This is a genomic window from Arthrobacter sp. AFG7.2 (assembly GCF_002892835.1).
Lineage (GTDB): Bacteria > Actinomycetota > Actinomycetes > Actinomycetales > Micrococcaceae > Arthrobacter.
Window position 1 is genome coordinate 54,328 of the sequence record NZ_PJMB01000001.1, and the last position, 21,579, is coordinate 75,906.

Consider the following 21,579-nt stretch of genomic DNA (forward strand, 5'->3'; position numbering starts at 1 on the left):
GCCGCCGCTAGGATTTCGGGATGGGCACCTATGCGGTTTTTCTCCGGGGCATCAACGTGGGCGGCATCAATATCAAAATGGCCGGGCTCCGGGAGGCCCTGAAGGCTGCGGGCTTTGCCGATGCCCGCACTTTGCTTGCAAGCGGCAACGTGGTCCTCAGCAGCGACCTGGACGCTACTGCTGTAAAGCGCGGGTGTGAGAGGTGCCTCCGGGACGCATTCGGCTACGACGCCTGGGTGGTGGTTCTCGACGCAGCCCGGATCTCGGAACTCGTGGCGGCCTGCCCCTACCCGGATGACGACAAAACCACCCACACCTACATCACGCTCTCCTCCGACAAAGCAATGCTCGACGAACTTGAGGCGGCGGGCGCCGCACTTGAAGGAAACGAGCAGTTGAGGCTTGGCCCGGAGGCGTTGGCCTGGCTCGCCCCGGCCGGAGGGACGCTCGACAGCCCCTTCAGCAAGGTCTCCGCCAAACCCAGGTTCAAGGCCGGCACCACAACGCGGAACCTCAGGACCTTGATCAAGGTCAGGGACGCTGCCGCCGAGCTCCCCGCAGACCCCGGATAACGCCCTGCAGCATTGGCTGTCAGCAGCAGGGTCAGCCGGCGGCCGTCTTAAGGGCGGCGTCAAAGGCAGCCTGCCTGCTGACCTCGATCTCGACCGGTTCCACCACAAGTTCCTGCGCCACTGCCGCCACGGCCGCATTGAGCCGTCTCCGCGCCCTCGCCGCCCGTGCGTTCGCGGCAGCCGCGGCAACAAACCGGCCGGTGATGGCAAGGAAGATTCCCAGCACCACTCCCCCGGCGATCATCAGCGTGGGGACCGGCCAGCCCTCAACCCGGGGCACTTCGGGGACGGGCATCTGGAAATACCCCAGGCCCGCCAGGACACCGAGCCAGCCCAGGCCGCCCACGACGGTCAACAGCGCCAGCCACTGCACCACGTTGAAGACCCCCCACCACCAGGATTTACGGTTTGCGGCAAGGTCCGTTCCGGCGATGGCCTGGTCAAGGGCGTCGGGCAACAGTTCCCTTCCCTCCCGGGCGGCTCCCCGGATGGCAGCACGCCAGGGACCGGGGGCACCTGCACTCGCGGCGTCGGCGAATTCACGCACAGCGGCATCCGTTCGTGCCCGTTCCGGCGCTCCTGCCGGCGGCAGCGATGTCCGGTTCAGTTCCGACGGTGCCGCGCTGCGCAGATTGAGCCGCCGCAGGGGATCCGCACGGAACCTGGACAGCCAACGGGTCACGGGCCACCCGGTGCGTTTGACTGACTCCAGCCGGTAGGACTGGCCTACTGCGCGGACCACCACCGGTACGTTCGCTGCCACGGCCAGTTCATCAGCCAGGCGCGTTCTGGCTGCAGGCCGGACACCGGCTGCGCTTCCTTGGCCGGATACAGCACCCAGGTCGGCCGATGCCTTCGTGATATCGGCGGCAAGCCGCTGCGACTGGGCTTTGCGTTTCACGGCAACACCACGGATGGCGGCCCGGACCTGCTCAACGCCGGTCCCGGTTAATGCTGACGCGGCGAGCACCTGGACTTTGCCAAGCCCATCCCTGGCCAAAATCGACCGCAGGGATTCCAGGACCGGCTGGACATCACGCTCCGGCAACCGGTCAACCTGGTTCAGAACCACCAGGGTCACCGCGCCGTGGGAAGCCAACCGGGAAAGAAAATCGTTGTGCACTGCAGCGTCCGCGTACTTCTGCGGGTCCAAAACCCATACCAGGACGTCTACCAGGCCCACCATCCGCTGCACCACTTCACGGTTGGCCGCCTTGGTGGAGTCAAAATCCGGCAGGTCCAGGAGGATCAGGCCGGTATCGTCGTCCGCGAATCCTTCGACGGCTGCTGCGTGGTGGCGGTTGCGGACTTCCAGCCAGTCCAGCAGGGGCTCGCTGCCTTCGGCTCCCCACACCCCGGCGAGAGGTTCCGAGGTGGTCGGACGCCGCGCTGCCGCCGTCGCAATTTCCGCTCCGCTGACGGCGTTGAACAGGGAAGACTTGCCGCTTCCGGTGGCGCCGAAGAACCCGACAACCGTGTGGTCCGCGGAGAGCGACCGCCGTGAACTTGCGCGTTCCAGGACGCTGAAGACCTCCTGGAGGGACTCATCAGGAAGGACGCCTTCGCCGAGTTCCCGGGCGTCGTTGAGCGCCGAAAGCCGGCGGTCCAGCCGGGATGCTTCCCGGGTATCGCTGTGGCGGCTCATGCTTTGTCCGCCAGCCGGACCAGGGCGGCGGCGTGCGCGGCGAGGTTTTGCGGGGCGCTGTCGTCATACTCAGGCAGCCGGGCAAGGAACTTGCGCCGCTCTTCCTGCAGCAGGCGCTGGCAACGCGTGTGAAGGTCTTCCCGGGCTTTTTCGGCCATGCGCCGGACGGCATCCTCGCCGAAGACGGCCTCAAGCAACCGCTGGCCTACGACGGCGGTGCCTCCTGCGACGCCTACCTCCAGGCCTGTGAGCCCCGCGGTCATGGAGAACACCACGATCATCAGGGCGGCGCCCAGCCCGTTAATGCCGAAGGAAAGCCAGCGCGCCTGGGTCCGTTTCCCCTGGCCCTCGGTGCGGATCAGCTCCATCAGTGCTTCCTGCCAGGCACGGATCTCAGCGGCGGCGCGGTCTTCAAATCCGGGGGTCGTCCCGGAAAGATCGTACGTGCCCAGCAGCTGTCGTCCGGCGGGGTCAGTGCGCCAGCGCTGGTCCGTGTCCTCGGCGGCGTTGGCGGCTTCGTCGACGATGACGGCCTGCAGGCCGGTTTCGATAGCGGCTTCCACCCTCACCGCAGGGGCTGGTTCCCCACGGAAGAACGCGCCAACCCGGTCGCGGAACCGGCCCACGTTCTGCTCAAGGGTCCGGAAGAACTCCCCCGTCCCCACGAAATCCTGCCAGCGTGCCAGCACTTCTCCCCTGAGGAGCGCCCCGTCCCTTGTGGCGTCCAGGATGCGGTCTGCAGCGTCCCCGTAGGCAGCGACAGCGGCACCCTCCAGGTTTGCCGCGGCACGCTGCTGCTCCCGTGCGGCCTGCGCAACGGCGGAGACCCGGTCCGCCAGCGCCCTGACCGTTCCGTTAAGCGTGCGGCGGGCGATGTCGGAGCGGCCGGCGGCATCGGCAGCCAGATCCGCCAGCCAACCCCGGAGCGGCTGGACGGCCCCGGCGGGCAGCATGCCCATGGGGTCCAAAGTGGTCTCGGGTATGACGAACAGCTGGGCGGCGCGCAGGCCTTCACGGTCCAGCAGGCCCCGCAGGTCCTCACTGACTTCTGCTTCGGCGCCTGGCGGAACGCGGTCCAGGACCACCCCCACCATGATGTCCCGCGATGCCGCGTCCAGGAGCAGTTTCCAGGGAACGGCATCGGCGTAGCGGTTGGCAGTGGTAACGAAGACCCAAAGGTCGGCGGCGGCCAGGAGCTGCCCGGCCAGTTTCCGGTTGTCATCCGAGATGGAATCGACATCGGGGGCGTCCAGGACGGCGATTCCCGCGGGCACCCCGGGGTCGGCCACGAGGACAAGGGAAGACATGGCAGCGGCATCCGGGGCCGCACCGGCCCGGCTTGCGGGGACGGAGCCGCCGGTGATGGATCCGCGGATCCTGCTCAGGCTCGGCAGCACGCGCTGGCCCTCGAACCACTCCGCCTCGGACGGGTGGTGCAGGAGGATGGGCTGGCGGGTGGTGGGCCGGATGGCACCCGAACGGGTCACCGGGTGTCCCACGATTCCGTTGACCAGTGTTGACTTGCCGGCTCCCGTGGAACCGCCGACGACGGCCAGGAGCGGGGCGTCAAGGCTGCGGTACCGCGGCAGGATGTAGTCCTCCAGCTGGGCAACGGCGCTGGAAGCTTCGCGCCGCGCCTGCTCTGCATCAGGCAAGGCAAGCGGCAGTTTGGCGGCGGCCAGATCACCCCGCACCTCTTCCAGCAGCGCTACGGCCGCCAGTGCTCCGGCGCTGCCCGAAGTCTGACGCTGCTCATCATGCGGGTGGTCCTGCTCGTTCCGGAAGGTCACAGAAACATCATGCCAGTTCCCTTACTTTTCGCTGAATGACCGCTGGTCCACGCCAACGCTGGGCGGGTCCCTCCACGTAGCGGCTGGACAACCAGGCCACCGGAGCGACAAGCAGCAGGGAGGCGGCTGCAAACACCAAAGGCGGCACTGCGGCATGAAGGCCAAGGGAAGCAAGGAACTGCTGGACCGGCCACCCGTAGATATAGACACCATAGGAAATGTCGAACCTGGACCCCATACGGGACAGCGGCAGATGCAAGGAACAGATCAGGAGGAGAACTGTCAGCGGCAGGTGAACCAGGGAGGGCGAGAACCCCAAGGAGGCAACCAGTGCCACCACGCCGACAACGGTGACGAGCACTGTCCTGTTTGCCGGTATCGCATCCTGAAAAAGGTAAACCAGTGATCCTGCAAGGAAAGTCAAGGTCGGGATCAACGGCCAGTCCGGCGGGGTTGCCACGGGTCCCCGGCCGGCATCGAGCGTGAAGACATAGGCCGAGCCGACGACAAATGGCACCAATACAGCGATCCGGCCCAGCTCGGGCCGAAGGATCGAGAACACGATGCCAACAAAGAGGTAGCAGACTATCTCCCAGAACAGGGTCCAGAGCGGGCCGTTCCAGAGGCGGGGATCGGGCAGCCCCTCCAGCGATCCAGGGATACCGCCAACCGCAACACCGGGGGTGCCGGCGGACAGATTGGTCACAAAGTACAGCAAAGCATCAGGCAGGGAGTACGTCCCGCCGGCCAAACCGGCTGTTACCGGGGCAATAATGAACGTCACATCTGCGACGCACACCGCCAGCCCCGGAAAGATGCGCAGGAACCGCGCCCTGAAATAGGCGAATGGAGTTGTTGCCCGCACCCGGCTCCTGGTTATCAGGTATCCGGAGATCCCGAAGAACCCCAGGACTGCCCAACTGCCCAGTTTTACCCCGCCGGGAGCAGGCTCGGGCCCGTAGCCACCCAGCCACCAGGAGTGCGACAGGATGACGGCTGCCGCCAAGAGCAACCGGATTGCGTTAAGTGAATTCCTGTTCCCTGCAAAGCGATTTCCCAGCGCAGATACGCCCCCGACATCGACTGCGTTCAGGCTAGGGCGCGTTCCGCAAGGCTGGGTCAGGATTAGCGCACCCTTAACGAAAAATGGCCCCGGGCGTGTGCCCGGGACCATTTTGTTGGTGACCCCAGCGGGATTCGAACCCGCGTTACCGCCGTGAGAGGGCGGCGTACTAGGCCGCTATACGATGGGGCCGCGTACTTTTCGCCAGCGTTTCCGCTGATCAAGCTCAGTGATTGTTTCATACACTTCGCTGTGGTTTCAAATCGGCGAACCGCTTGAAACCTTCTGTTCTGAGCTGCTGATTGCCACTCAAACCAGAGCTGGGATACCAGGACTCGAACCTAGAATGACGGTACCAGAAACCGTAGTGTTGCCAATTACACCATATCCCAATGATACTTTCGGGCCGGTTTTCAGGGCTTTTACCCTGCTCCGTGCGCCTCAGCACGAGAAATTACTTTACCCGAGACTTCCTGCTCGCACAAATCGGCGCGCACTCCCCCCGCCAGCCTGCGCCGGCGGGGGTGAGTGCTGCCGGCGGTCAGGACTCTTGGGCGATCAGCTCCGCCAGGGAGGACACCGCATTGCCCCGGAATTCCTGCACCTTCTCCCCTGTCCGGTTGAGCCAGACGCCCAGGAGCCCGGCCGCCGTCGAGCCCTCGGCGTCGAGCAGGCGGTTGTCACCCACGTACAGCGTGTCCGCCGGCTCCGTGCCCAGGAGCCGGACGCCTTCCAGGTAGATGGACGGGTGGGGCTTGGCCACGCCGAGCGTGTCTGTTCCAACCAGCCGCCGTACACGTTCCAGTCCTGCACCATCCAGCTTGGCCCGCTGATAGTCATGAACGTTGTTGCTGACCGCGCCGTACGGAATACCGGCCCGGTCCAGCACGTCCAGGAGCGGCACGACATCCGGAAAAGGCTTCACGTAGGCCGGCTGCTTTTCCATGTAGGCCGTGAGCCACTGGTGCGATTGTTCGCCTTCTGCAAGCTCAATCCCAAAGTGGCCCAGGGCGGCACGGCCACGCAGCAGGCGCTGTTCGTTGAACGTCAGCTCCCCAGCCAGGTACCGGTCGTAGTAATGCGTGGTTTCGTGCGTGAAGATCCGGCCGAACTTCTCCCACCCGGCCTGGTCCATGCCGGGCAGGAGGTGTTCGCTGACCTCCCGGAGTGCGGTGGTCATCGAAAACTCAAGGTCCACCAGGGTGTCGTCGATATCAAACAGGATCCCCCGGACCGCACCGAAGGGCGTGTCCAGGACACCCGTCCCCGCCGAGCCGTGAACCGTCATTACCGGGCCTGCATCAGCCACGGAAAGCCCGGAGCCTGCGAAGAGAGGAGTCCCGCCCCAGGATCACCATGGACTCGAACAGCGGCGGCGAAATGCGCCGCCCTGAAACAGCAGTGCGCACCGGCCCAAAGGCGAGGCGGGGCTTGAGTCCCAAGTCTTCCACGAGCGCCTGCTTGAGTGCTGACTGGATGTCTTCAGCCGTCCAGTCCTGCACAGAGTCAAGGGCAGCTATTGCCGCGTCCAGTACCTCGTCGAGGTTCTGCGGAAGGCCTTTCCTGGCGTCGTCCGCAACGTCGATGGCGTCGTCGTCCTTGAACAGGAATCCGAGCATGTCCGGCGCCTCACCCAGGAGCGCGATGCGTTCCTGGATCAGCGGCGCGGCTTCGGTCAGGACTTCCTCCTGCCGCCCCGTGAGCTGCTCGCCCACGAAGCCTGCGCTGCGCAGGTAAGGCACCAGCCGCTCCCGGAAGTCCTCCGGGGCGAGCATCCGGATGTGCGTTCCGTTGATGGCTTCGGCCTTCTTGATGTCGAAACGTGCCGGGTTGGCCAGGACGTCATGGACGTCGAAGTTTTCAATGAGCTGGTCCACGGTGAAGATGTCTTCGTCGGCGGAGAGGCTCCAGCCCAGCAGGGACAGGTAGTTCAGGAGGCCCTCGGGAATGAACCCGCGGTCCCGCAGGAGAAACAGGTTGGACTGCGGATCCCGCTTGGACAGCTTCTTGTTGCCTTCGCCCATAACGTACGGGAGGTGGCCGAATTCCGGCATGTAGCCTGCCACGCCAAGTTCCATCAGGGCACGGATGAGGACCACCTGGCGCGGCGTGGAGGAGAGCAGGTCCTCGCCGCGCAGCACGTGCGTGATACCCATCAGGGCGTCATCAACCGGGTTCACCAGGGTGTACAGCGGGGATCCGTCAGCGCGCACAATGACGTAGTCCGGAATGCTGCCGGCCTTGAAGGTGATCTCGCCGCGGACCAGGTCGGTGAAGGTGACGTCCTCGTCGGGCATCCGGACCCGGAGTACGGGCTGGCGGCCTTCGGACTGGAAAGCGGCCACCTGTTCTTCCGTCAGCTCGCGGTCAAAGTTGTCATAGCCGAGCTTGGGGTCGCGGCCGGCGGCACGGTGGCGTGCTTCGACTTCTTCCGGAGACGAGTAGCACTCGTACGCATAGCCGCCCTCGATGAGCTTGGCCACGACGTCCTTGTAGAGGTCCAGGCGCTGCGACTGCCGGTAAGGCTCGTGCGGGCCCCCGACTTCGACGCCTTCTTCCCAGGTGATGCCAAGCCACTTCAGCGCTTCAAGCAGCTGCTGGTAGCTCTCCTCCGAGTCCCGTGCCGCATCCGTGTCCTCGATGCGGAACACGAACGTGCCCTTGGTGTGCCTGGCATGCGCCCAGTTGAAAAGTGCCGTCCGGATCAGCCCGACGTGTGGGGTCCCGGTGGGCGACGGGCAGAACCGGACCCGCACGGGCGTGTCGGCAGAAACGGAGGGCAGGGAGGCAGCATTCGACGCGGAAGCAGTAGTCATAGTGGCTCCAACTTTACCGTCTGCCGCCGGCGGTCCGGGCGGGTGGCAGGCGTCAGCGGCGCACTATCGGGTTGGACAGGCGTCCAATACCCTCAATCTCCACTTCAAAGCGGTCACCTGCGTTCACCAGGCCCACGCCGGCCGGCGTTCCGGTCATGATGACGTCACCGGGCAGGAGCGTAAAGGCCTGGGAGACGACGGACACCAGTTCCCGGACTCCCCTGATCATTTGGCTGGTGCTGCCATCCTGCCGAAGCTCGCCGTTGAGCCGGCCCTGGATTTGCAGGTCTTCGGTGTCCAGGTCCGTCTCGATCCACGGTCCCAGGGGTGCCGAGGTGTCAAAGCCCTTGGCCCGGGTCCACTGGAGGTCCGTCTTCTGGACGTCCCGGGCGGTGAGGTCGTTGCCGCAGGTGTAGCCGAAGATGACGTCGTCCACACGCTCCTCCGGAACGTCTTTGCAGATCCTGCCGATCACCACGCACAGTTCGGCCTCGAAGGAGACTTCCTCGGAAAAGTCCGGCAGCACCACGGGATCGTTGGGGCCGACGACGGCGGTGTTGGGCTTGAGGAACAGCAGGGGCTGGGCAGGGACCTCGTTGCCGAGTTCATGGGCATGCTCCACAAAGTTGCGGCCCACGCCGATGACTTTGCTGCGGGGAATGATGGGGGCCAGCAGCCGGACGTCTTCCAGCTTGTGGCGGACGGAGGTGCGCTCCACCCCGTTGAAGAAGGGATCTCCATGGATGACAGTGATTTCTTCACTGCCCGTGTCACCTTCGACAACGCCGTAGAGGGGATCAGAATCGACGACAAACCTGGCAATACGCATGGCCCCTACCCTACCGTCTTGCCAGGCTGCGGACGCGCAGCTCTACCGCTGTGCGGGGCCTTCCCGGAGGTAGTGGACCTGTGCCGCGACGGAGGTTTCGGCCGCGCGCCGCACGGAAGGGTCGACGTCGGAATAGACGACGCCGGCGACGTCGCCGATTGAGGCTTCCGTGCCCAGGCGGGCCAGCGCGGCACGCACCTGTTCCAACCGCTCCAGGCGGTGGCTGCGGTAGGCGCGGACAACCTCTTCCAGGGACGGAAGGCTCGGGCCGTGGGCAGGGAGGACGGCGGCAGGCCCGAGCGCCTCAAGCTTGTCCAGCGACGTCAAGTAGCCGCCCAGGGTACCGTCCGGGTAGTCGAGCATGGTGGTGCCGCGGCCAAGAATGGTGTCGCCGGTGAGGACCGAACCATGGGGGCCGTCGGCGGGAAGGTGGAAGCAGACTGAATCCGACGTGTGCCCCGGGGTGGCCACCGCCCGGATCTCAAGTCCCGCCGCATCGAGGATCTCACCGTCCTGCAAAGGAACACCGCGGCCATGGCAGTGCGCGCCGTCTGCAGCCCGGACCGGGGCCCCCGTCAGTTCGTGCAGCCGTACGGCACCGGCTGTATGGTCTGCGTGACGGTGGGTGATGAGGATCAGTTCAACCGGGCCGGCGTCGGCGAGGGCCTGAAGATGCGCCGCATCCAGCGGGCCGGGATCCACCACTACGGCATGAGGCCGGCCCGGGGCCCGCAGGACGTAGGAGTTTGTCCCATCCAGGCTCATCGGCCCCGGGTTGGGTGCCAGGACGAAGTGCGTCAGGGCGGAGCTGCGCTGCAGGACGGAACCGGAAGCTGGAATCACCATCCCATCCTTGCACCGACCGCTGGATCACGGTGACCTGCGGCCATCCGGAATAGAACGCCCGCCGGTCCGGGTTGACCACCAGTGAACACCACACGATCTCCAGGAAGCCGGAACCAGACACCATGAGCAGCACCACAACTACCCTTGCAGATCTCCTCGCCGCCGCTGATGCCGCAGGCCACGACCACGCCGCAACAGAGAAGAACAGCGGACTTCAGCACATCCACAACCATGCGACCGGCAGCATTGTTTGGTTTCCCACGTGGAAAAAGTTCCGTGAGACCGCCGACTGGAGCGAAGCGGTGGACGGCGTCACCAGGGAGCTCAGGTCAGGGACGGGAGCAGTGGAGGAATCTGCTTCCGGGCTCCTGGCCCAGGACCTGGACCTGCTGCTGAAACGCGCCGCCGCCGCGGGTGACGCCAAAATTTTTCTGCAGGAGAACCTTGTTAAGCACCTGACGCGGACCTGGGCTGTTGGTGACGCTGCCGCGAAAGCCAAGGGGCAGGACCTGCCCGCCGGCAGCACAACGCCTTCAATATTCGCTGACTATCCCTACGACGTGTACGCCCAGGACGGCGGCGCATTTGCGACGGCAGTGTGGAATGACATCATCGATGCCCGCCGCAACCAGGCCATCGCGGAAGAGGCGGCACGGAAGGCACTGAAGCCCGTCTCGAGGAAGGCGCTGAAGAACGCCGCCCGCAAAGCCGCCCGGCGCTGACGGCGCCGCAAATAACGAAAGGCGCCTGCCGGGCCCAAGCCCGGCAGGCGCCGTCGTTATTCGTGGTGCTGAAGCCTGCTAGGCCAGGCGGGTCAGCCAACCGTGGGTGTCCGGCACGGTTCCAGTCTGGATGCCCAGCAGCTGCTCACGGATGGCCATGGTGGTCTCCCCCGCTTTGGAGTCCTCGGAGCCGATGAACTCGGTAGCGTCCTTCAAAACTCCGATCGGGGTGATGACGGCTGCCGTGCCGCAGGCGAAGACTTCCGTGATCTCACCGGAAGCAACGCCGTCGCGCCATTCATCGAGGGTGATCTTCCGCTCGGTGACTTCGCGGCCCATGTCCTTGGCAACCTGGATCACGGACATCCGGGTGATGCCTTCCAGGATGGTGCCGGTCAGCGCAGGGGTAACCAGGGAGCCGTCCTTCATCACGAAGAAGACGTTCATGCCGCCCAGTTCCTCGACCGCGTTGTCATTAAACTGGTCCAGGAAGAGGACCTGCTTGCAGCCGTTGGCTTCGGCTTCCTGCTGGGCGATCAGCGACGCTGCGTAGTTGCCGCCGCACTTGGCATCACCGGTCCCGCCGCGGCCGGCGCGTGCGTACTCGCGGGAGATCCAGATGGACACGGGCTTCAGTTCGCCGCCGAAGTAGTTGCCGGCCGGTGAAGCAATCACCCGGAAGGAAACCTCGCGTGCGGCGCGGACGCCCAGGAAGGCCTCGGTGGCGATCATGAACGGCCGCAGGTACAGCGCCTCACCGTCGCCGCCGGGAACCCAGTCCTTGTCGGCGGCAACCAGTTCACGGATTGCCCCGAGGAAGTACTCGGCAGGCAGCTCAGGCAGGGCGAGCCTGCGGGCGGATTTGTTCAGGCGCGCTGCATTGGCCTCCGGACGGAAGGACCAGATGGAGCCGTCCGCGTGGCGGTAAGCCTTAAGCCCTTCGAAGATCTCCTGGCCGTAGTGCAGCACTGCAGCGGACGGGTCAAGGACGATTGGTCCGTACGCTTCGATGCGGGCGTTGTGCCAGCCGCCATTGCCGTCCGCGTCCACGCTGTAGTCCACGATGGCGGTGTGGTCGGTGAAGTGGTTGCCGAATCCCGGGTTTGCCAGGATGGCTGCACGCTCTTCAGCAGACCTCGGGTTGGCCGAGGGCTGCTGGCTGAATTCGACGCCATGGGCGGTCTGGGTCATGGTTCCTCCACGATCGGCCGCCCCGGGTTCAGCACTGAACGGCAAGGCGGCATTTGGTGATTCGAGACAAGCTTACGCCCGATGCCCTGCTACCCCTGGCGAGGCTTAGAGCCCGGCTCCGATGGCGTCGCCCACGGCACTGGTGGTGCGTGTACCGCCGTCGCGCTTTTCGACGTCGGCAATTACTGCCGCTTCGATCCTGCGCGCCGCGGTGGTGTAGCCGAGGTGGTCCAGGAGCAGGGCAGCGGACAGAATGGCAGCGGTGGGATCGGCCTTGCCCTGGCCGGCAATGTCCGGGGCGGAGCCGTGCACCGGCTCGAACATGGACGGCGCTGTGCGGTCCATGTTGATGTTGCCTGAAGCCGCCAGGCCGATGCCGCCGGTGATGGCAGCGGCGAGGTCGGTGAGGATGTCGCCGAAGAGGTTGTCGGTGACGATCACGTCAAAGCGGGACGGGTCAGTGACCATGAAGATCGTTGCCGCGTCCACGTGCAGGTAGTCGTGGGTGACCTCCGGAAACTCCTGTGCAACGGCCTCGACCGTTCGCTTCCAGAGGTGCCCGGCGTAGACCAGGACGTTGTGCTTGTGGACCAGGGTCACGTGCTTGCGTTCCCTGGCGCTGGCGCGCCGGAAGGCATCCCGGACCACGCGCTCCACCCCGTGCGCGGTGTTCAGCGAGACTTCGGTGGCCACCTCGTGGGGAGTGCCGGCGCGCAGGGTGCCACCGTTGCCGACGTAGGGGCCTTCAGTGCCTTCGCGGACCACGATGAAATCGATGACGCCTGGATTGGCCAGCGGGCTGCCCACTGTTCCGTACAGCCGGGAGGGCCGCAGGTTGACGTAGTGGTCCAGGCTGAAGCGGAGCTTCAACAGCATTTCGCGCTCAATGATGCCGGACGGGATCCGGGTATCTCCCGGGGCTGCCCCTACTGCCCCGAACAGGATGGCATCCCGGGTCCGGAGATCGGCCAGGACGTGGTCCGGCAGGGTCTCCCCGGTAGCGAGCCAGTGCTCGGCGCCGAGCTTGTAGTGGGTCTGCTTGAGCTCGACGCCCTCGGCAGCCACTGCCTTCTCAAGGACCTTGACTGCCTCGGCAATCACCTCGGGGCCAATGCCGTCGCCGGGAATAACTGCAAGATCGATGGAGGATGCGCTCATGCTTTCAGGGTAGCCAAGGCATCCATATGCTGGTCAAGCTGTCTCAGCATCCGAACACATCCTTCAGACGCCCCCTCATTTCCTGCAGGAGGACGCTGGACGCTCCCTCACTTCCTGCAGGAGGACGGCGGACGCTCTGTCACTAACCCACCTGCGCAGGCAGCGACAGAGCGTTCATCTGGAATGCGCAAAAGGTGAGCGAGGGTTTGAGGAAAACCCGCAGGAGGTGAACCGGCGTTGGCGGTCAGGCCTCAGCGGGCTCCTCGTACTTGGGGAAGACCGGCGAAGGTGCGGGCAGCTGGGTCCCCGAAACGATTCGCGCGGAAATCGCGGCGAACTGCCGCGGCTCCCCTTCGGGCTGGCCCAGGGTTTCCAGCAGGGCGCCGGCAGCCTTCGGCATGACGGGCTGCGCCAGGATGGCCACGATCCGCAGGACTTCCAGCGTCACGTAGAGCACGGTGTTCATGCGTTCGACGTCGGTCTTCCGCAGCACCCATGGCGCCTGCTCGGCGAAGTAGGCGTTGGTGTCGCCAAGGACACCCCAGATCGCTTCGAGGGCGCGGCTGAACTCCTGCTTCTCGAAGGCTGCCCGGGCCGTCTCAAGGAGGGCGTCCGCCTGCGCCAGGATGGCGTTGTCCCCGGCGGTGAAGCCGGCCGGGACAGGCACCTTGCCCTCGCAGTTCTTGGCCACCATGGACAGCGAACGCTGGGCCAGGTTTCCGAAGTTGTTGGCCAGGTCCGCGTTCATCCTGCCCACGATGGCGTCGTGGTTGTAGCTTCCGTCCGCTCCAAAGGGCACCTCGCGGAGGAAGAAGAAGCGCACCTGGTCCAGGCCGTACTGGGCCACAAAATCCGCGGGAGCAACCACGTTGCCCAGGGACTTGGACATCTTCACGCCGTTGTTGTTCAGGAACCCGTGGATCATCACCCGCTTAGGCAGTTCCAGCCCGGCGCTCATCAGGAAGGCGGGCCAGTAGATGGCGTGGAACCTGGAGATGTCCTTACCGATGATGTGGACGTCGGCGGGCCAGTACTTCCGGAACTTTTCCGACTCGACGTCCGGGTACCCCACACCGGTGAGGTAGTTCGTCAGGGCGTCCACCCAGACGTACATGACGTGCTTGTCGTTACCCGGAACCGGAACGCCCCAGTCGAACGTGGTGCGGCTGATGGACAGGTCCTCCAGCCCCCGTTTCACGAAGCTGATGACCTCGTTGAAGCGGTACTGCGGGGCGCCAAACTCCGGGTGGGCCTCATACAGGGCGAGAAGCTTGTCCTGGTAGGCCGAGAGCCGGAAAAAGTAGCTCTCCTCCGCCGTCCACGTCACCTCGGTGTCCGTCTCTTTCGAGTAGCGCACGCCGTCGTCCTTGACCACGGTGTCGTCCTCGCCATAGAACGCCTCGTCCCGGACCGAGTACCAGCCCTCGTACTTGGACAGGTAGATGTCCCCGTTGGCCTCCATCTTCTTCCAGATGGCCTGGGAGGCAGCGTAATGGTCCTCGTCCGTGGTCCGGATGAAGCGGTCGTACGTGATCCCGAGGGCGGAGTGGGCCGCCTTGTAGACTTCTGCGTTCCGGTCCACCAGCTCCTTGGGCGTGATGCCTTCCTTCTCCGCCGTCTGGGCGATCTTCATGCCGTGCTCGTCCGTGCCGGTCAGGAACATCACGTCAAAGCCGTCCAGCCGCTTGAAGCGCGCCATCGCATCAGTGGCGATGTACTCGTAGGCATGGCCAATGTGCGGCAGGCCGTTGGGATAGGTGATGGCCGTGGTGATGTAGAACGGCGTTTTCTCTGAAGCAGTCACGTGGAGGACGTTACCTTCGGTGCGGAGGGACGGGCTAGATGAGTTCAGTCAGGGTATCGCTGAGCCGGACCAGTTCGTGGTCGTGCGAGGCCACCAGCACGGCGATTCCGTCCGACGTGGTGTCCTTCAGGATGCTGATGATGCGGTTGGCGGAGGCACGGTCGAGGCTGGCGGTGGGCTCGTCCACCACCAGGACCCGGGTGCCCAGGATCAGGGCCCGGGCAATGGCCACGCGCTGGCGTTCGCCGCCGGACAGCTGGGCAGGACGGTGCCGCATGCGCCGGCCCAGGCCCACAAGGTCAAGCAGGTCCTTGGCCATGTCGCGGCGCTGGTCCACTTCACCGTCCGGAACCGCCGGCAGGAGCACGTTTTCGAGGGCGCTCATGCCGTCGATCAGCGCGCCGCCCTGGTCCACGTAACCGATGAGGGCACGACGGCGGTCGGCAATTTCGTCGTCGCCCATGCTCTCAAGGGAATCGCCTTCCCAGAAGACGCGTCCCGACGTCGGGAGGGTCAGTCCGGCGCCGACGGTCAGGATACTGGTCTTGCCTGACCCGCTTCGGCCCGCAACACAGTGCATCTCGCCCGCGTGAAGGGTCAGGTCGAACCCTTCCACCACGCTGACTGCTTCGGCCCCGCCCTTGCCGCCGCCGTAGCGGATGGTGATGTCGCTCAGTTCCAGCGGCGTTGCGTGGTCAGCGGACTTGACGATGGTGTTGGCCCGGGTCTGCAGGGGGGCCTCGCCGGAGCCGGACCTGCGGCTCCGCTGGACATTCGTCGGGTTTGTCATTGGACCACTTTCGTTGCAATCGGTATCCAGCAAAGTACAGCCACCAGGCCGGCCACGCCCGCCCAGATCGCGGCATAGGGGGCCAGCAGCAGTCCGATGCCCAGGGCGCCCAGAACACCCAGCGGCAGGGCCACGGTTCCCACCAGGGCGTTCTCGAACAGCCGCACCTGGCGGAGCATGTCCGGGTTCCAGCCCATGGCCTCGAGGATGCCAAGGTACTGGCGCTTGGCAATAAGTTCAAACCGGCCGGTAACCAGGGTGAGCACCAGTCCTACAGCCACTCCGGCCAGGGCCAGGAGGATGCTGGGCAAGGCAACGCTGGCGGCGGCCAATCCGCTCAGGGCGCTGGCACCGGCAGCCCGCGGGATGTCGATGAGCAGCGCAATGAGCCCGCCCACTGCAGCACCGAAGACGCCCACGGCGACGGCCAGGGACAAGGTGTTGAACTTGTTGGTGCTCAGCTGGCGGTTGGCGAAGGTCAGCGGCGAGTCCACCGGAATCAGCCGTTCGTCGTGCTGGGGTTCCTGGTCAATCACGTCACGGTGGCGCAGCTGCTGCGCGGCGAAGAAGGCCGCTGCCGCGTACAGCACCAGGACCGCTGCGGACACGAGGGCAGTGGAAAGGCTCCAGCTGACCAGGCTCAGCACGGTTCCGGCCACGGCCAGCAGGACGGCGCCTACCCCGAACTCCTCCAGCACCCAGCGGCGGATCCGGCCCTGGGTCCAGCCCATCGCGCGAAGGGTTCCCGCCTCGCTCCGGCGCTTGCGGATGTAGCTCACCGTGGAGGCGCCGGTCAGGAGGGCCCCGCCGCAGAGTGTGAGGAAGAGCAGGGTGACGTTGGTGCCGGACAGGGATCCGGTGACGGCATCGGCAGCGTTCTGCCGGACCCAGGACTGCTGGACCGTCCCCAGCGCAGATTCCTTGCCGGCGTCGTCCTTGGAGTAGCCCGGGACAAAGATGCTGGCGTCCTCGCGGGCGGAACCGGCCACTACGGTGGCTTCGAGGCCCATCCCGCGGATCTCGCCGGCGAGCTTCTCGACGTCGGGCTGCGCCTGCTTCCAGCTGCCGGGCGCCTTGGCACGTACGCGGATGGCGTCGATCACACTGGCATTCCCGGTGTAGCCGCGGGCGGCGGCAAGGCCATAGTAATCAGTGATGGCACCGGCGGACTGGCTGGCGAGCCCCGATGCGCTCAGGGAAGGCTCCAGCTCAGTGGCAGGAACTTCGGTGCCCGCCGCGTCCTTCACCAGGGTGAAGGGCGCGGGGTCGTAGCCGCCCAGCGGGAGCTTGTTGACGTCACCGGCCGCGGCAGCGACTGCGGAGGGGTCGAACGTGCCATAGACCATGGCCAGCGGGGCGGCCGACTTCTCCCCTGTTTCCAGGTTCTCCCGGTAGGAGCGCTCATCCACGGGTTCGCGCTGTGTCTGGTCAACAGGCATGCCGTTGGAGCTCTTCTCAGGCAGCCGGTTTACGGTAACCCACTCGCCGGGAACCGCCGTCTTTTCGATAGCGCCGTTGGCGGCAGTTTCGTCGTCCGTGTACTTTGGCGCCGCAGCAAAGTCGGTGCTCCAGGTGGCCGGGGTGTAAAGGCCCGGGTTGAAGTTGCCGCTGCTTCCAAGGAGAGATGAGTGGTCCGTGGAGCCCGGCCAGGAGAGGACGAAGGGATCCTTTGAGACGAACGGCAGGTAGTCCTTGTCCAGGGAGCGGGACACGGTTCCGACGTCCTTGACTACTTTTCCGGCGGCGTCGATCTCTTCGATTTCGACGTTGTACTTGAGGTCAAGGGAGGTGCCGGAGCGAACGATCAGCGGAATGGCCTGGGAATCGGCGGTCAGCTGGCCGGTCCGTTTTGCCTGCTGGTACTGGGTCATCAGCGGCGCCCAGTACTTGAGCTTGACGCCGAGGAAGTCGGGTCCCTCTTCCAGCTCCTCAAGGCTGATGCCATTGGTGAAGAGGCCTTCAAAGTACCGTCCCACGGCGCCGGCGTTGCGGGCGTCGGCCGGCGGTGCCTTTTCCAGCGGGGACAGGAAATCGCCGGCGGAACCCAGCAGGGCCCGCTCGGCAGCCGGGTCAACGGCCACCACGGATTCCGTGACTTCGGGAGCCAGGGGCAGTGAGACGGAAACGTTGAACAGGTTGTGCTCGGACCCGCCGGCCGGGGCAGGGAACTTGATGCCGGTTTCATCCTCCGGCGCTGCGATGCGGATGCTGCTGCCGCCCGCGGCCCGCTCTTCAACGAGCTTGGCCTTGCCCAGGGTGCCCTCGGCGGTGGACTTGAACAAAGTCTGTTCGGAAACACCGTCGGAGCTGACGGCGCTGGCAGTCAGGCGGTACTTCCTGGTCTCATCGGCCAGCACCGACTCGGCGGCCGGCCACTTATCCGGCGGCGTTGCCCCGGCAGCCTGGTCTGACGATGCGGTTCCCGCGAGCCCGGCGTTGTAGCCGAGGAAATCCATGGCTTCAAGGCGGGGAGATTCAAGGTTTTGCGTCACCCGGGAGACAAGGCTGATGGGCGCTGCAACAGAGGTCCCTGAGAGCTTCCTGATGGCCTCGAGCTGCTCAAAGCTGATCCCGCCGGTCCCGTTGGCGATCTCGGGCTGCATGAGCGCACCGGAAGGCGCCTTCGCCTGGACCAGGACGTCGTAGAGGCCCCGGGAATTTTCATCCACCGTCCGGTTGAGCGCTGCCTGGGACTGGCTTTGGACGAGGACCGACAAGCACATGGCTGCGATCAAGATGGCCGCGGTCAACAGCAGCACCCTGCTTCTGATGAACCTTTGGACGGCGTTCATGGAACTCCCTGAAACCTGGATTGCGTGGGCACACCCGAGTCCGCCCCAGGCGGACATGGAAAATTACGGACGGATGTGCAAAAGGTAATGGCCGGCCTGCCGGCCCGGTCCTGAATCAGGACCTGGCCATTGTAAGCAGACCGGCCAATTATACGTGGCCTTCCCTGGACTCGCCGAGGGGAGGCTGGCGGTACGGTGTCTCCCCCTGGCTGGGCTAGTCCTCCAGGTCCACTTCACGCACCATCTCGGCGCCGATACCTGCCTTGATGGCATCCAGGACCTGCTGGGGTACGGAGCTGTCGATCGTGAGCAGCGCGAGTACCTGGCCGCCTTCGTTGGAGCGGGCCACCTGCATGCCGGCGATGTTGATGTTGTTCATGCCGAGGATGTGGCCGATGGTTCCGATGACGCCGGGACGGTCGGTGTAGGCCACCACCACCAGGTGCTCGCTGATGGGAATTTCGACTTCGAATCCGTTGATGCCGACGAGCTTCTCGATTTGCTTGGGTCCGGTCAGGGTACCGGCCACGGAGATCTGGCTGCCGTCACTGAGGGCGCCCCGGAGGGTCAGGACGTTCCGGTAGGACTCGGTTTCCGGCGTGGTGATCAGGCGGACATTGATGCCCCGCTGCTCGGCGATGACCGGGGCGTTGACGTAGGAAACCTGTTCGGTCACGACGTCGGCGAAGATGCCCTTGAGCGCAGCCAGTTCCAGGACCTTGACGTCGAGGGAGGAGATCTCGCCGGCGACTTCAACATCGAACTGGGTCAGGGAAGCATGCGTCAGCGCCGTGAAGATCCGGCCCAGCTTCTCAATCAGCGGGATGCCCGGACGGACGTCGGGGGCGATGACGCCGCCGGCCACGTTGACAGCATCGGGAACGAGTTCGCCGGCGAGGGCGAGGCGGACAGACTTCGCCACCGACACCCCGGCCTTCTCCTGGGCCTCGTCCGTGGAGGCGCCGAGGTGCGGGGTGACCACCACGTTGTCCAGCTTGAAGAACGGCAGGTCCGTGCTGGGCTCCTTGGCGAAAACGTCGACGCCGGCACCGGCGATCTCACCGTCCTGCAGGGCAGTGAAAAGGGCTTCCTCGTCCACGAGTCCGCCGCGCGCCACGTTCACGACGTAGGCGGTGCGCTTCATCTTCCTGAAGGCGTCCGCGCCGAGCATGCCCACCGTCTCGGGCGTCTTGGGCATGTGGATGGTAATGAAGTCGGCCTGGGCAAGGAGCTCGTCCAGAGTCACCAGCTGCACTCCGAGCTGCGCTGCCCGTGCGGAGGTGATGTAGGGATCGTAAGCGAGGATTTTGGTGTCAAAGCCCTTCAGCCGGGCTGCCACCAGGGCTCCGATCCGCCCGAGGCCGATGATGCCGATCTTCTTTTCGAAGAGCTCGATGCCCGTGTACTTGGAGCGCTTCCACTCCCCGTCCTTCAGGGCTGCGCTTGCCTGCGGGATGTGGCGTGCCAGGCTGAGGATGTGGCCCACTGTGAGTTCAGCTGCCGAAACGATATTGGAGGTGGGCGCGTTGACCACCATGACGCCGGCCTGCGTGGCCGCCTTGATGTCCACGTTGTCCAGGCCGACTCCCGCGCGGGCGATGACCTTGAGGTTCTTCGCAGCGGCGATCGCCTCGGCGTCCACCTGTGTTGCCGAGCGGACCAGGATTGCGTCAACGTCGCTGATGGCGGAAAGCAGCTGGGAACGGTCGGCGCCGTCGGTCTGGCGGATTTCAAAGTCCGGGCCCAGGGCCTCGACGGTGGCGGGGGAAAGTTCTTCGGCGAGCAGTACTACGGGTTTTGACACGGCTGATCCTCTGCGTTGCAGTCCGGGGAATGAAAACAAGTCTAGGCCGACGGAAAGGCCGGGCTCACATTGTTAAGTGTGAACCCGGCCTCACAGTCCGGCTTTATAACGGCGCCCTGAGGGTGCCTTAGCGGGCCGCGGAACCTTCTACGTAGTCCACGTCCTGCTGCTGCCAGGAGAACAGGGAGCGCAGCTCGCGGCCAACAGCCTCGATGGGGTGCTGCTCAGCCTTGGCACGCAGTTCCTTGAACTCAGCACCGCCGTTGTCCTGGTCCTCGATGAAACGCTTGGCGAAGGCGCCGGACTGGATGTCGGCCAGGACGGCCTTCATGTTTTCCTTAACCTCGGGGGTGATGACCCGGGGACCGGAGACGTAGTCGCCGTACTCGGCGGTGTCTGAAACGCTCCAGCGCTGCTTGGCAATGCCGCCTTCCCACATGAGGTCAACAATGAGCTTGAGCTCGTGGAGCACCTCGAAGTAGGCGATCTGCGGCTGGTAGCCGGCTTCGGTCAGGGTTTCGAAGCCGTACTGGACCAGCTGTGACACGCCGCCGCACAGGACAGCCTGCTCGCCGAAGAGGTCCGTTTCGGTCTCTTCGGTGAAGGTGGTCTTGATGACGCCGGCGCGGGTGCCGCCGATGGCCTTGGCGTAGGACTTGGCCAGGTCCCAGGCGGAACCGGTGGCGTCCTGCTCCACGGCGATGATGTCCGGGATGCCGCGGCCGGCTTCGAATTCGCGGCGGACGGTGTGGCCGGGGGCCTTCGGGGCGACGAGGATGACGTCGACGCCTTCCGGGGCCTGGATGTAGCCGAAGCGGATGTTGAAGCCGTGGGCGAAGGCAAGGGCCTTGCCCGGCTTCAGCTTGTCCTTGATGGAGTCGTTGTAGATGGAGCGCTGGTGCTGGTCCGGCGCCAGGATCATGATGACGTCGGCCCATTCGGCGGCGTCGGCAACGTTCTTGACCTGGAAGCCTGCGTCCTCGGCCTTGGCGATCGACGTCGAGCCCTCCTTGAGGGCGATGGCAACCTCGACGCCGGAGTCGCGCAGGTTGAGCGCGTGGGCGTGGCCCTGGGAGCCGTAGCCAACAATGGCTACCTTGCGGCCCTGGATGATCGACAGGTCGGCGTCGTCGTCGTAAAACATTTCAGTCACTTGCGTAACTCCTCTTGAGTGGATTGTAGATAGGTGTCTTTGTGGTGCGGTTACGGGCGTTGCCTGCGGCCGGGCGGGGCCCGGCAGCTTCCTAGGCGGAGCGCAACGCCCTGTCACTCATGGAGCGGGATCCCCGTCCAACGGCCAGGGTGCCGGACTGCACAATTTCGCGGATGCCGAAGGGCTCGAGCACTGACAGCAGCGCTGCAAGCTTCTCCGGTGTACCGGTTGCCTCGATCACCAACGAGTCTGTGGACACGTCGACGACGGCGGCACGGAACAGGTCTGCGGCCTGGGTCACCTGCAGACGTGTCGCGGCATCCGCACGTACCTTGACCAGGATGTGGTCTCGCTGTACGGAAGATTCTGAGGTCAGCTCAACAATCTTGATGACGTTGATCAGCTTGTTGAGCTGCTTGGTGACCTGTTCGATAAGGTCGCCATCGGCGTCGACGACGACCGTCATCCGGGAGATGCCCGAAACTTCAGTGGGGCCAACGGCCAGGGAGTTGATGTTGAAGGCACGGCGGGCGAAGAGGCTCGCGACGCGGGTCAGCACGCCGGGCTTGTCTTCAACCAGGACGGACAGTGTGTGGCGGCTCAT

The 21,579-nt window shown here is 65.1% G+C and carries 17 protein-coding genes and 2 tRNA genes; 2 read left to right on the forward strand and 17 right to left on the reverse strand.

Annotation, left to right across the window (positions count from 1 at the left end; translation table 11 throughout):
• The first annotated feature begins 20 nt into the window (after positions 1–20).
• On the forward strand, positions 21–572 hold the full coding sequence (locus CXX84_RS00275) for a DUF1697 domain-containing protein (RefSeq protein ID WP_102974749.1): 552 nt from the start codon (positions 21–23) through the stop codon (positions 570–572).
• Between the two features lie 31 nt (positions 573–603).
• Here CXX84_RS00275 and CXX84_RS00280 read toward each other — a convergent pair whose 3' ends face one another.
• The 9 genes from CXX84_RS00280 to CXX84_RS00320 all read right to left on the reverse strand — a co-directional run bounded on the left by CXX84_RS00280 (position 604) and on the right by CXX84_RS00320 (position 9,561).
• Positions 604–2,217, reverse strand: a complete 1,614-nt coding sequence (locus CXX84_RS00280; protein WP_102974750.1) for a GTPase — start codon at positions 2,215–2,217, stop codon at positions 604–606.
• The gene (locus CXX84_RS00285) at positions 2,214–4,007 is read right to left on the reverse strand and encodes a dynamin family protein (protein ID WP_102974751.1); all 1,794 of its coding nucleotides are present in this window, start codon (positions 4,005–4,007) and stop codon (positions 2,214–2,216) included. Before CXX84_RS00285 ends, CXX84_RS00280 begins: the two co-directional genes overlap by 4 nt.
• A 7-nt stretch (positions 4,008–4,014) precedes the next feature.
• A complete protein-coding gene (locus tag CXX84_RS00290; RefSeq protein WP_102974752.1) occupies positions 4,015–5,181 on the reverse strand; it encodes an acyltransferase family protein in 1,167 nt (388 codons plus the stop codon).
• 5 nt (positions 5,182–5,186) lie between these two features.
• A tRNA-Glu gene (locus CXX84_RS00295) sits at positions 5,187–5,262 on the reverse strand.
• 128 nt (positions 5,263–5,390) lie between these two features.
• A tRNA-Gln gene (locus CXX84_RS00300) sits at positions 5,391–5,462 on the reverse strand.
• 149 nt (positions 5,463–5,611) lie between these two features.
• Positions 5,612–6,358, reverse strand: coding sequence for an HAD family hydrolase (locus tag CXX84_RS00305; RefSeq protein WP_102974753.1), 747 nt, complete (start codon positions 6,356–6,358; stop codon positions 5,612–5,614).
• A gap of 13 nt (positions 6,359–6,371) precedes the next feature.
• Positions 6,372–7,886 carry a glutamate--tRNA ligase gene (gltX, locus tag CXX84_RS00310; protein ID WP_102974754.1) on the reverse strand — a complete coding sequence of 505 codons (1,515 nt, stop codon included), beginning with the start codon at positions 7,884–7,886 and terminating at the stop codon, positions 6,372–6,374.
• Positions 7,887–7,938: 52 nt separating this feature from the next.
• On the reverse strand, positions 7,939–8,715 hold the full coding sequence (locus tag CXX84_RS00315; protein ID WP_102974755.1) for a fumarylacetoacetate hydrolase family protein: 777 nt from the start codon (positions 8,713–8,715) through the stop codon (positions 7,939–7,941).
• 42 nt (positions 8,716–8,757) lie between these two features.
• Positions 8,758–9,561: an MBL fold metallo-hydrolase gene (locus CXX84_RS00320; protein WP_102974756.1), complete on the reverse strand. Its 804-nt coding sequence runs from the start codon at positions 9,559–9,561 to the stop codon at positions 8,758–8,760.
• A gap of 122 nt (positions 9,562–9,683) precedes the next feature.
• Between CXX84_RS00320 and CXX84_RS00325 the strand changes: the two genes are divergently transcribed.
• Positions 9,684–10,283 (forward strand): hypothetical protein, encoded by a 600-nt coding sequence (locus CXX84_RS00325; RefSeq protein ID WP_189337444.1) that lies wholly within the window; start codon positions 9,684–9,686, stop codon positions 10,281–10,283.
• Between the two features lie 78 nt (positions 10,284–10,361).
• Here the strand turns inward: CXX84_RS00325 and CXX84_RS00330 are convergent, their stop codons facing one another.
• The 8 genes from CXX84_RS00330 to ilvN form a co-directional block, all read right to left on the reverse strand.
• Positions 10,362–11,474, reverse strand: a complete 1,113-nt coding sequence (locus tag CXX84_RS00330) for a branched-chain amino acid aminotransferase (RefSeq protein ID WP_102974758.1) — start codon at positions 11,472–11,474, stop codon at positions 10,362–10,364.
• Positions 11,475–11,579: 105 nt separating this feature from the next.
• Complete coding sequence (locus CXX84_RS00335) at positions 11,580–12,632, reverse strand: 3-isopropylmalate dehydrogenase (protein WP_102974759.1); 1,053 nt, start codon at positions 12,630–12,632, stop codon at positions 11,580–11,582.
• A gap of 244 nt (positions 12,633–12,876) precedes the next feature.
• A complete protein-coding gene (gene metG, locus CXX84_RS00340; protein WP_102974760.1) occupies positions 12,877–14,436 on the reverse strand; it encodes a methionine--tRNA ligase in 1,560 nt (519 codons plus the stop codon).
• A gap of 34 nt (positions 14,437–14,470) precedes the next feature.
• The gene (locus tag CXX84_RS00345) at positions 14,471–15,226 is read right to left on the reverse strand and encodes an ABC transporter ATP-binding protein (protein ID WP_102974761.1); all 756 of its coding nucleotides are present in this window, start codon (positions 15,224–15,226) and stop codon (positions 14,471–14,473) included.
• Positions 15,223–18,018, reverse strand: a complete 2,796-nt coding sequence (locus tag CXX84_RS00350) for an ABC transporter permease (RefSeq protein ID WP_102974762.1) — start codon at positions 18,016–18,018, stop codon at positions 15,223–15,225. Before CXX84_RS00350 ends, CXX84_RS00345 begins: the two co-directional genes overlap by 4 nt.
• A gap of 214 nt (positions 18,019–18,232) precedes the next feature.
• Positions 18,233–19,822, reverse strand: a complete 1,590-nt coding sequence (gene serA, locus CXX84_RS00355) for a phosphoglycerate dehydrogenase (protein WP_102974763.1) — start codon at positions 19,820–19,822, stop codon at positions 18,233–18,235.
• Positions 19,823–19,949: 127 nt separating this feature from the next.
• A complete protein-coding gene (gene ilvC, locus CXX84_RS00360; protein WP_102974764.1) occupies positions 19,950–20,975 on the reverse strand; it encodes a ketol-acid reductoisomerase in 1,026 nt (341 codons plus the stop codon).
• A gap of 91 nt (positions 20,976–21,066) precedes the next feature.
• Entirely contained in the window at positions 21,067–21,579 is a 513-nt protein-coding gene (gene ilvN / locus CXX84_RS00365; RefSeq protein ID WP_102974765.1) for an acetolactate synthase small subunit, read from the reverse strand.

Excerpts from the sequence above, each read along its gene's own strand:
- gltX (WP_102974754.1), bottom strand. The coding sequence starts at position 7,886 with ATGACTACTGCTTCCGCGTCGAATGCTGCCTCCCTGCCCTCCGTTTCT.
- ilvN (WP_102974765.1), bottom strand. The coding sequence starts at position 21,579 with ATGAGCCGCCACACACTGTCCGTCCTGGTTGAAGACAAGCCCGGCGTG.
- CXX84_RS00275 (WP_102974749.1), top strand. The coding sequence starts at position 21 with ATGGGCACCTATGCGGTTTTTCTCCGGGGCATCAACGTGGGCGGCATC.
- CXX84_RS00305 (WP_102974753.1), bottom strand. The coding sequence starts at position 6,358 with ATGACGGTTCACGGCTCGGCGGGGACGGGTGTCCTGGACACGCCCTTC.
- CXX84_RS00320 (WP_102974756.1), bottom strand. The coding sequence starts at position 9,561 with ATGGTGATTCCAGCTTCCGGTTCCGTCCTGCAGCGCAGCTCCGCCCTG.
- CXX84_RS00315 (WP_102974755.1), bottom strand. The coding sequence starts at position 8,715 with ATGCGTATTGCCAGGTTTGTCGTCGATTCTGATCCCCTCTACGGCGTT.
- CXX84_RS00290 (WP_102974752.1), bottom strand. The coding sequence starts at position 5,181 with ATGGTCCCGGGCACACGCCCGGGGCCATTTTTCGTTAAGGGTGCGCTA.
- CXX84_RS00350 (WP_102974762.1), bottom strand. The coding sequence starts at position 18,018 with ATGAACGCCGTCCAAAGGTTCATCAGAAGCAGGGTGCTGCTGTTGACC.
- CXX84_RS00330 (WP_102974758.1), bottom strand. The coding sequence starts at position 11,474 with ATGACCCAGACCGCCCATGGCGTCGAATTCAGCCAGCAGCCCTCGGCC.
- CXX84_RS00345 (WP_102974761.1), bottom strand. The coding sequence starts at position 15,226 with ATGACAAACCCGACGAATGTCCAGCGGAGCCGCAGGTCCGGCTCCGGC.
- CXX84_RS00325 (WP_189337444.1), top strand. The coding sequence starts at position 9,684 with ATGAGCAGCACCACAACTACCCTTGCAGATCTCCTCGCCGCCGCTGAT.
- CXX84_RS00335 (WP_102974759.1), bottom strand. The coding sequence starts at position 12,632 with ATGAGCGCATCCTCCATCGATCTTGCAGTTATTCCCGGCGACGGCATT.
- CXX84_RS00280 (WP_102974750.1), bottom strand. The coding sequence starts at position 2,217 with ATGAGCCGCCACAGCGATACCCGGGAAGCATCCCGGCTGGACCGCCGG.